The organism is Citrobacter freundii complex sp. 2024EL-00216, assembly GCF_043945515.1.
GTDB classification, from domain to species: domain Bacteria; phylum Pseudomonadota; class Gammaproteobacteria; order Enterobacterales; family Enterobacteriaceae; genus Citrobacter; species Citrobacter portucalensis.
On sequence record NZ_JBIMRA010000034.1, the window covers coordinates 19830 to 28770 of the forward strand.

Genomic DNA, 8941 nt, shown 5'->3' on the forward strand with positions numbered 1-8941 from the left:
ACCTGCCCTGCTTATATTATTATTTTTGGCCCCAGACGAACTGGAAGTGGTAGCGTCCGGCGCTCAGCTGGAATTCCGGCGACACGGAAGGACTCCACGAATCATCGCCGCCGACGCCCATATGGAAGCCATCAATATTGAGCCAGGTGCCCGCCTCAGGTTGCAGCAGATGGCGGTGGCTGGTTTCCATCAGTTGCTGCTGGCTAAAGCGGCTGATGTTGAACAGGAAGTCTCCGTGCCACTGGTGCGCACCGTAGTACAGTTCGCGCGTACCGCAGCGCAGACCGTTTTCGCTCGGGAAAACATACGGGGTGTACATCTCATCAAGCGACAGATCCCAGCGATCGAAACAGGCGGCGCCCAGACGGTCCGGGTAGTTCTCATGCGGGCCGAGACCTAACCAGTTCACTCGCTCCGCAACCTGCGCCAGCTGGCAGCTCAGGCCGATGCGGGCCGGATGTGGCGTACTGCTGGCAACGTCGACATCCACCGTTACCTGCATTTCACCATTGCCGTCAATACAGTAGCTTTTTCGGCTGATGAACAGCGTTTCGCCCTGATACTGCCACGCATGTTCGGTGGCGATCAGTACCGCACTGCTCAGCGTATCGGCAGCACAGTGCAGTAACGTTGCTTCAGCCTGATAGTGACCGGCGGCCTTCCAGCGTTCAACCCAGGCGTTAGGGTCGATGCGGGTTGACTCGCTCACGCCGATGTCGTTGTCCAGCGGCGCGCGGGTGAACTGGTCAATAAGCGGGCTTACCAACTGGGCTTCATCGCTAATCCAGTATTGTGTTAGCAGGCCGGACTGGCGATCGAATTGCCAGCGTGTGTTGTTGGCCACCACGGTAAAATTGCTCTCACTAACATCCAGCTGTGGTGCGCTGCTGGCGTGTGATGGACGTACCAGGCTGAGCTTCTCTTCCAGCTTCCACTGTTGCCAGGCGCTGATATGCCCGGCTTCTGACCATGCGGTTGCCTGAGGCTGCTCTACGCGCACCGTCAACCACAGTTCGCCTGCGGTGTCCGGCATCTGAACGTTCGGCAGGGTAATCACCTGGCGGCCCTGTGGGGCGATATCCAGAACGATTTCTCCGGCGGCCAGCGGGTTGCCGTCCAGGGCAATCGACCAGTGCAGAACTTCGTTATCGCTGCGGCGGAACAGATATTCGCTGGTCACTTCAATCTGGCGTTCAGGGCCCGGCAGTAACGTGAACTGGAAAAACTGCTGTTCATGCTTGGCCTCATATAACGCCGGATGCGGAGTGCGATCGGCGAACACCAGCCCGTTCATGCAAAACTGACGATCGTTAGGCGTGTCGCCAAAATCGCCACCGTAGGCTGACCATGCTTTGCCGTTCTCATCATATTTGGTCAGCGACTGATCCACCCAGTCCCAGACAAATCCGCCCTGCAGGCGCGGATACTGACGGAACGCTTGCCAGTATTTGGCGAAGCCGCCAAAGCTGTTGCCCATAGCGTGGGCGTATTCACAAAGGATCAGCGGACGCTGTTCGCCGGGCATCGACAGCCACTTTTTAATCGACCATTTGGGTACTGCGGGGAAGGGCTGATCCTGATCGACGCGGGCGTACATCGGGCAAATAATGTCGGTGGCGGCAGTATCAGCTCCACCGCCCTCGTACTGCACCGGACGTGACGGGTCTTCTGATTTTATCCAGCGGTAGAGCGCGTCGTGATTGACGCCATGGCCGGATTCATTGCCCAGTGACCAGATAATAATGCTCGGGTGGTTGCGATCGCGCTGCACCATGCGCGTGACGCGCTGGCTCATGGCAGGCAACCATGCGGGATCGTCGGTGAGGCGATTCATCGGCACCATGCCGTGGGTTTCAATGTTGGCTTCGTCGACCACATACAGGCCGTAACGATCGCACAGGGTGTACCACAGCGGATGGTTCGGGTAATGGGAACAGCGCACGGCGTTGAAGTTATTCTGCTTCATCAGGATGATGTCCTGCACCATCGTCGCCTCATCCATCACCTGGCCGTTGACCGGATGGTGCTCATGGCGGTTGGTACCGCGAATCAACAGCGGCTTGCCGTTTAACAGCAACAGGCCGTTTTCGATACAAACCTGACGAAAACCAACGTCACAGGCTTCCGCTTCAATCAGTACTCCGCCTGCGGTGTGTAACTGCACAACGGCGCGATACAGATTGGGCGTTTCGGCACTCCATAGCGCCGGTTTTTCGACGTTCAGACGCAGAGTCACCCGGTCATGATAAGCGCCGCGTTCATCAATGATCTCGCTGCCGAGCGGTGAGGTCGTTTCGTGGGTGAGCGTTTCACTTTCCCACAATTGCAGGGTGACGCGTAAATCTTCGTTCTCGTTGCCACCCACTCTGACTTCCGCTTCCAGCGTGGCGCGGCTGAAGTCGTCATTAAAACGGGTATTAATGCGCAGGTCGCGGATTTGCGTAGTGGGCTTATGCAGCAGGGAGACATCGCGAAAAATGCCGCTCATGCGCCACATGTCCTGGTCTTCCAGATAGCTGCCGTCGCTCCAGCGCAGCACCATCACAGCCAGACGGTTTTCGCCGCGCAGCAGATAATCGCTAAGATCAAACTCAGACGGCAGACGGCTATCCTGACCGTAGCCGACCCAGCGACCGTTGCACCACAGATGAAACGCGGAGTTCACGCCGTCAAAAATAATGCGCGTCTGACCTTCCTCTAACCACGCGTCTTCAATATTAAATGTGAGCGAGTAACATCCTGTCGGGTTCTGTGCCGGAACGTACGGGGGATTCACCGGGATTGGGTAGGTGACGTTGGTATAAATTGGCGCATCATAACCGGCCATCTGCCAGTTAGAGGGGACGTTGATGATGTCTGCCTGTGGCAGATCGCTTGTCAGCCAGCTTTCTGGGACAGCCTCCGGCGCGGCAAACCAGGCAAATTGCCACTGGCCATTCAGCGAGCGTAACTGACTCGAACGTTGATTGGTACGTGCATCATCCGCTGAGCGCCAGCTACAGAACGGCGGATGTGCTTCCAGCCGGTTGAGCTGCGTGACGCCGGGATTCTCCCAGTCGCGGCGGGCCAGAACAGCGGAGAGTGAATCTGTGTTCAGGTTCATAACGGTATCCTGTTTGAATTTGTTACTCGCTCACAATTTCAATCAAAATACGAACAAGCGCTCCTTGCTGTAAAGGATGGGGCGTTCAATAAGTGAGCTGACTCACACAATTGTTATGCGTTCACAATTTGGGGGTGAGCTGAGAAACTTGCCGCGCCAGCTGGATCAGTGAATCAGCCAGCGCCTGGGGAGTGGTGGTTTGCGTATCGGGAGGCAGAACCGTTTTGCGCTTGACCAGGGTGACGGGAAGCAGTTGGTTACCCACGCTGGAGCCGCCACGGGGGAGTTGCAATAGCCTGTCGACGCTGGTTTCACCCAGCAACGGAAAATCCTGCCTGATGGTGGTCAGCGGTGGGATGTAACAGGCGCTGTCTTCGGTGTCATCGTAGCCAATTACCGATATATCCACTGCAACCCGCAGACCGAACTCGCTGATTGCCCGCATCGCGCCCAGCGCCATTTGATCGTTAGCGACCAGCATGGCGGTAGGGAGGTTGCCGTTATTCAGCATGTGCATCGTTTGCTGAAAACCAGACATCGCGCTCCAGTCGCCTTCCAGCTCCACAACGGGTTGTAGCTGGTAATGTGCCAGATACTTGTGCCAGCCCGCATGCCGAAGCCTTGCCGAAACGGAAGTGTGCGGCCCGCTCAGCAGGGCGATCCGTTGATGTCCGTGCTGCACCAGATGTTCAACGCCAAGGCGCGCGCCGTCGTCATGAGAGAAAATCACGCTGTTAATTGGCGTCAGGTCAGAGACATCGAGAAACAACACCGGCACCGTACCGCAGGCAGCGGCCACGGCAATGGCATCTTCTTCATCCAGCGGATAATTGATGATAAGCCCGGTTACGCGTTGAGAAAGCAGATTGTGGACCGCGGCTTTACAGGACTCAACGCCGCTGCGCTCGACCATGGCGATCACCACGCTGGCACCGGACTGGTCGGCGCGGGATTTTATGGCAGCAACGATTTGTGAGGGGGCATGCAGAGCTAGGTTTGCCGTCACAACGCCAATCAGTGGCGTCTGTTTGCCAGCCAGCTGCTGTGCAACGCGGTTAGGAATGTAATTGAGTTCCGCCATCGCGGCCTCAACTTTCTGTCGGGTTTTTGCGGAAACGTGGCTGGCCTGGTTCACGACGCGAGAGACGGTCTGGTAAGAGACGCCTGCATGGTCTGCCACATCGTATAGCGTTACCGGTTTCACGTTTATCACCCCTGTCATGACGTTATCTGTGCGCTATGATGCCACAGCGGGACGGTTTTGGGGTATTTGCGCATGGGTTCTGCGAGGCGCATTCCAGGGTTTGAGGATAGTGTGCTGAAGGATTTATCGTCGTTATACCTAACAGAAGAAAAAAGCGAGGACATTGTGAGCGAATCTGCGGCAAAAAATATTCTGTCCATCTACCGACGCCATGCGGATGCTTTTGCCAGCCAGCGCTCGCGCACCTTGTTCGAGAAAAGCTGGCTCGATAAATTTATTTCCGTGATGGGCGGGCAGGGCAGCATTGTGGATATTGGCTGCGGCAACGGTCAGCCGATCGCCGGTTATTTTATCCAGCAAGGTTTTCAGCTTACCGGCGTTGATGGTTCCCCGGCGATGCTGGCGCGGGCCCGAAACACTTTTCCCGCACAGCGCTGGCTGGAACAGGATATGCGCGAGTTGGCACTCAATGAGACTTTCGATGGTCTGATCGCCTGGGACAGCTTTTTCCATTTAACTCAGCAGGACCAGCAAAAGATGTTCCCGATTTTTGACCGCCTCAGCCATCCCGGCAGCGCGCTGATGTTTACCAGCGGTACGGACAACGGCATCGCGATGGGGCAATTTGAAGGTGAGCCGCTGTTTCACGCCAGCCTCGCGCCGGATGAATACCGCGCACTGCTGTCAGCACACGGTTTTGCGGTGGTCGAGATGGTGATGGAAGATCCGCACTGCACCGGGCACACCATCTGGCTGGCGCAAAAAAGAGGCTAATCGCCGCGAAAGGTTTTACGCCATTCAGCCGGGCTAACGCCAAAGTGGGATTTAAAATGCTGGCGCCAGGTGACGGGCGACTGAAAACCAACCTGTTCGGCGATGCGTTCAACGGGTAACTGGCTGGACTCCAGCAACGTCTGGCTACGGCGCAGGCGCTCGGCAATCAACCATTCGGCCACGCTTGACCCTGTGGCCTTCATAAAATGACGGGTGAGGGTGCGACGGCTCATCATCACCCGTTGCGCCAGCTCGTCAAGATTATGCGGTTCATGGAGATGCTGGCGCAAATAGTCGAGCAGGACGTTGATGCGCTGATCTTTGGTATTTTTCGCCACCGGTTGCTCGATAAACTGTGCCTGGCCGCCCTCGCGATGTGGCGGCACAATCATCCGTCTGGCAATCTGATTCGCCACCGTGCTGCCAAAACGCTGGCGGATGACGTACAGGCAGCAATCCAGCGCAGCGGCGGTGCCTGCCGAGGTAATAATACCGTCGTCATCCACGTACAGCGCGTTGATATCCAGATGAGCTGCCGGAAAGCGGGCCTGAAAATCCTGCTCGAACTCCCAGTGCGTAGCCGCCCGTTTGCCATCCAGCAGACCGGCGTAGCCGAGGACAAACGCACCCAGGCATAACCCAACAATCTGCGCGCCGTTTTGTCGCGCACGATTGAGCGCATCAAGCAGGCTTTGTGGTGGCCGATGTGCCGTGGTACCCCACCAGGGGATCACCACGATGTCGGCGGCCTCCACCGCTTCATAGCCGTAGGCTGCGTGAATGGAGAAGCCATCCTGCGAGGAAACGATGCCCGGCTGTTCGGCGCACAGTTGCACCTCAAAACGCTTTTTCGCCGCCACTTTGTCACTGAAAATAATGCACGGCACCGAGAAGTGAAACGGGCTGAAATCTTCCACGGCAACAATGGAGACGTTAAGCGGTTGCATACGAGTCCTCTGTGGAGTTTAAAACGTCAGGGTTTCGCCATCTTCCGGCACGTTAACAAATTGCGCAATCTGGTTGTCGCAGGCGTACTCTTTCAAGGCCGCGCGGGTCAGCAGACAGTGGTTAATCGCCTCCATGTGGGTCGCCACAATTTGTGCTTCGGGCAGCGTGAAGTGGGTTTTTAGCACATCTTCCGCGCCCATGATAATTGGGCCAAACCCGATAACGTGAGCAAAGCCTGCGTTCAGAATGACCACGCCTGGCTGGAAAGTCCGCATGTTGGTTTCCACCTCGTCGCGCCAGATGGTGTCCCCGACCAGATATAGCGTTTTTTCCGCCGGATGCTGGAAGATAACTCCGCAGGCATCGCCCAGACGTTCAGCCATTTGCGGGACGGCGTAAGCGCGATCCGAACCGTGCTGGCCGCCGGTTTTACGCAGGGTGATATCACCAAGCGCAGTGTTTTGCGTCAGTACGGTCAGTTGCGTGAAACCTTGTTCCCGCAGTACCTGCGCATCGCGATCGTTTTGCACATAAATCGGTTTGTCTTTCGGTACGACACGAGCCGCGGATTCATCCCAGTGGTCTTCATGCAGATGGGTCACGATCAGCGCATCAACGTTGAGCAGGGTGTCGATATCGACAGGCAGATCAACGGTCGGGTTGCGGATCTCGGCGCGTGCCGTACCGGCAAAGCCCGGATAAGTACCTTTTGCCGCCAGCATAGGGTCGATCAGAAAGGTTTTGCCACCAAAGGTGATGTGCTGCGTAGCGTTACGGATTTGCGTGATGTTCATGGTGTTTGCTCCACGTGTTGGGTCAGTGGTGTCATCGTAGAGTGTTGTCCAGAAGATGAATGTGGGCAAATGGGCGACTAGCGATGGGATTGGGCCAACTGCGGATTAAAGATGTCGATAATGTAATTAGAATTAAAGTAATTTAATATTTCCTTGGTGGCTCGTTATTTAATAAGCAGCCATTATATCGAACTGAATAAGAATGCTGTTATTTAAATACGGAAAGGTTTATTAAATGCGAAGTTGTGCCGGAAAACATTATTGATATATGTAATGCATAGTGACCAATAAAACAGATCGCGAACCATGAAATAAGAATGCTATCATTCACACCAGACGCGGCAGGCAACTGCTGGCACACGCATTTACCCCGGAGCAACTGATGAACAACGACATTCCGCTAAAATATTATGATATCGCCGACGAGTACGCGACCGAGGCCGCAAAGCCGGTGAGCGACACAGAACGTGACGCGCTGGCGCACTACTTCCAGCAGCTGATCACTCGTTTGATGAACAACGAAGAGATCAGCGAAGAAGCGCAGCAGGAGATGGCTACCGTGGCAGGTGTCGACGCTCAGCGTATCGATGATATTGCGGAGTTCCTCAATCGTTGGGGTAACGAGTAGCCAAAGACATGGCCTGTGTTTTACACTGCGCGCAAATTGAGTAGGTATACTCTACAAGTAATAGGTTTAATCAGGCGGAAACAGCAATGAACGGAACAATCACAACGTGGTTTAAAGATAAAGGCTTTGGATTTATCAAAGATGAAAACGGCGACAACCGCTATTTTCATGTGATTAAGGTTGCTAATCCTGAGCTGATCAAGAAAGACGCGGCGGTGACTTTTGAGCCCACCACCAACAACAAAGGCTTGTCTGCCTACGCGGTAAAAGTCATACCAGACAGCAAGTACATCTATATTGCAGGCGAGCGTCTGAAGCTCACCTCGATCAAGTCATTCCTGGTCTACAGCGAAGAAGTCCCTGTAGAGACCCGTATCGACAAAGAAAATGCTGTGCTGTCTGTCGGCGTGCTGATGAACAGCATCCGACCGAAATCAGACGTCAAGCCTGGTGAAATGCGCACGCTGAAAAAGCTGGCCATCACTACCTTCCAGGGCACGACGCTGATCTTCTCGGAAGATGAAATTGACATCGACGCGACGGTGAAACTGCTTAAAGTCTGAAACCCTTCAGACTGAATAAAAACCGGAACGCTGCTCTTTTCAGGAGCGGGTTTCGGTTTTTATTTGATATGTGTAATTTACGTGATTCAGGTATGTAGTGATAAAATTAGTAGGTAGCAATCCGTTTCTGAATAGGTATATATTATCCGTATTAAATAAATATGATCGCCAACTATTTGCAGATTAGTAGCGCGGTTAACTAATAGTGATTCACCGGTATAACTAATGGGGTAATATAAGTGATTTTTAAAAAAATATGGAAAGCTATATCTTCTGAATATATACCATCGGCCATTTGCTTTTTTCTCCTTGCAAAAATGGATTATGAAATAATATCTATCTGGCCACAGAATGAATCGGTTGATGACAGAATTAAACTTTCTTTACTATTCATTCATTTGGTGATGATTTTAGTGATGTTTACTCCGCTAATTAATCGGTTTTTGTCACGAGTAGACAATGAGAAACTTGAAAAGTTTATAGCTCTTCCGCAGAAAGATAAAAACATCACATACATCGATTATTATGATTTTCTGAGCGGGCTTGCTTTATCAGCATTTTACTTATCTATCTTATTTTTACAATGAAGAGTATTTACGAAGAAGCAGGATGGATAATTTCTGGTATTTATATATTTACAATGTTTGTGTCTTCTATTTCTATTGCTGCATTGTCATTGCTTAGATTTATCTGGTTATTTACAAAGTTTAATAATTATATATATTGGTTTATTGTTTTACTTGCGAGCAGTATGTGTATGGCAGTTATTGGTGCCGCGATGAAAATGGCCTCGTAAAAATGGGTAATGACTCCAACTTATTGATAGTGTTTTATGTTCAGATAATGCCCGATGACTTTGTCATGCAGCTCCACCGATTTTGAGAACGACAGCGACTTCCGTCCCAGCCGTGCCAGGTGCTGCCTCAG

Annotated in this window: 9 protein-coding genes; 4 read left to right on the forward strand and 5 right to left on the reverse strand. The window is 53.1% G+C overall.

Going from position 1 to position 8941, the window contains the following annotated elements; translation table 11 throughout:
* Positions 1–19: 19 nt before the first annotated feature.
* Positions 20–3103 carry a beta-galactosidase gene (locus tag ACHHZ7_RS23800; protein WP_060682690.1) on the reverse strand — a complete coding sequence of 1028 codons (3084 nt, stop codon included), beginning with the start codon at positions 3101–3103 and terminating at the stop codon, positions 20–22.
* A 121-nt stretch (positions 3104–3224) separates the two neighbouring features.
* The gene (locus tag ACHHZ7_RS23805; protein WP_020996590.1) at positions 3225–4307 is read right to left on the reverse strand and encodes a LacI family DNA-binding transcriptional regulator; all 1083 of its coding nucleotides are present in this window, start codon (positions 4305–4307) and stop codon (positions 3225–3227) included.
* Positions 4308–4418: 111 nt separating this feature from the next.
* Here ACHHZ7_RS23805 and ACHHZ7_RS23810 point away from each other — a divergent pair, with 111 nt between their 5' ends.
* Positions 4419–5081 carry a class I SAM-dependent methyltransferase gene (locus ACHHZ7_RS23810; RefSeq protein ID WP_008783870.1) on the forward strand — a complete coding sequence of 221 codons (663 nt, stop codon included), beginning with the start codon at positions 4419–4421 and terminating at the stop codon, positions 5079–5081.
* On the opposite strand, the gene ACHHZ7_RS23815 is transcribed toward ACHHZ7_RS23810, so the two are convergent.
* Both ACHHZ7_RS23815 and ACHHZ7_RS23820 read right to left on the reverse strand, forming a co-directional pair.
* Complete coding sequence (locus ACHHZ7_RS23815) at positions 5078–6028, reverse strand: GlxA family transcriptional regulator (protein ID WP_008783871.1); 951 nt, start codon at positions 6026–6028, stop codon at positions 5078–5080. The genes ACHHZ7_RS23810 and ACHHZ7_RS23815 overlap by 4 nt on opposite strands.
* 18 nt (positions 6029–6046) lie before the next feature.
* Entirely contained in the window at positions 6047–6823 is a 777-nt protein-coding gene (locus ACHHZ7_RS23820; protein WP_008783872.1) for an MBL fold metallo-hydrolase, read from the reverse strand.
* A gap of 382 nt (positions 6824–7205) precedes the next feature.
* Between ACHHZ7_RS23820 and ACHHZ7_RS23825 the strand changes: the two genes are divergently transcribed.
* From ACHHZ7_RS23825 to ACHHZ7_RS23835, 3 genes are all read left to right on the forward strand, one after another.
* Positions 7206–7451 carry a YmjA family protein gene (locus ACHHZ7_RS23825; RefSeq protein WP_003021350.1) on the forward strand — a complete coding sequence of 82 codons (246 nt, stop codon included), beginning with the start codon at positions 7206–7208 and terminating at the stop codon, positions 7449–7451.
* Positions 7452–7537: 86 nt separating this feature from the next.
* Positions 7538–8014 carry a cold-shock protein gene (locus tag ACHHZ7_RS23830; RefSeq protein WP_003830914.1) on the forward strand — a complete coding sequence of 159 codons (477 nt, stop codon included), beginning with the start codon at positions 7538–7540 and terminating at the stop codon, positions 8012–8014.
* Between the two features lie 239 nt (positions 8015–8253).
* Positions 8254–8601 carry a hypothetical protein gene (locus tag ACHHZ7_RS23835; protein WP_225623041.1) on the forward strand — a complete coding sequence of 116 codons (348 nt, stop codon included), beginning with the start codon at positions 8254–8256 and terminating at the stop codon, positions 8599–8601.
* Positions 8602–8830: 229 nt separating this feature from the next.
* Here the strand turns inward: ACHHZ7_RS23835 and ACHHZ7_RS23840 are convergent.
* On the reverse strand, positions 8831–8941 hold a 111-nt coding region (locus ACHHZ7_RS23840; protein ID WP_001691633.1), incomplete at its 5' end, for an IS1 family transposase.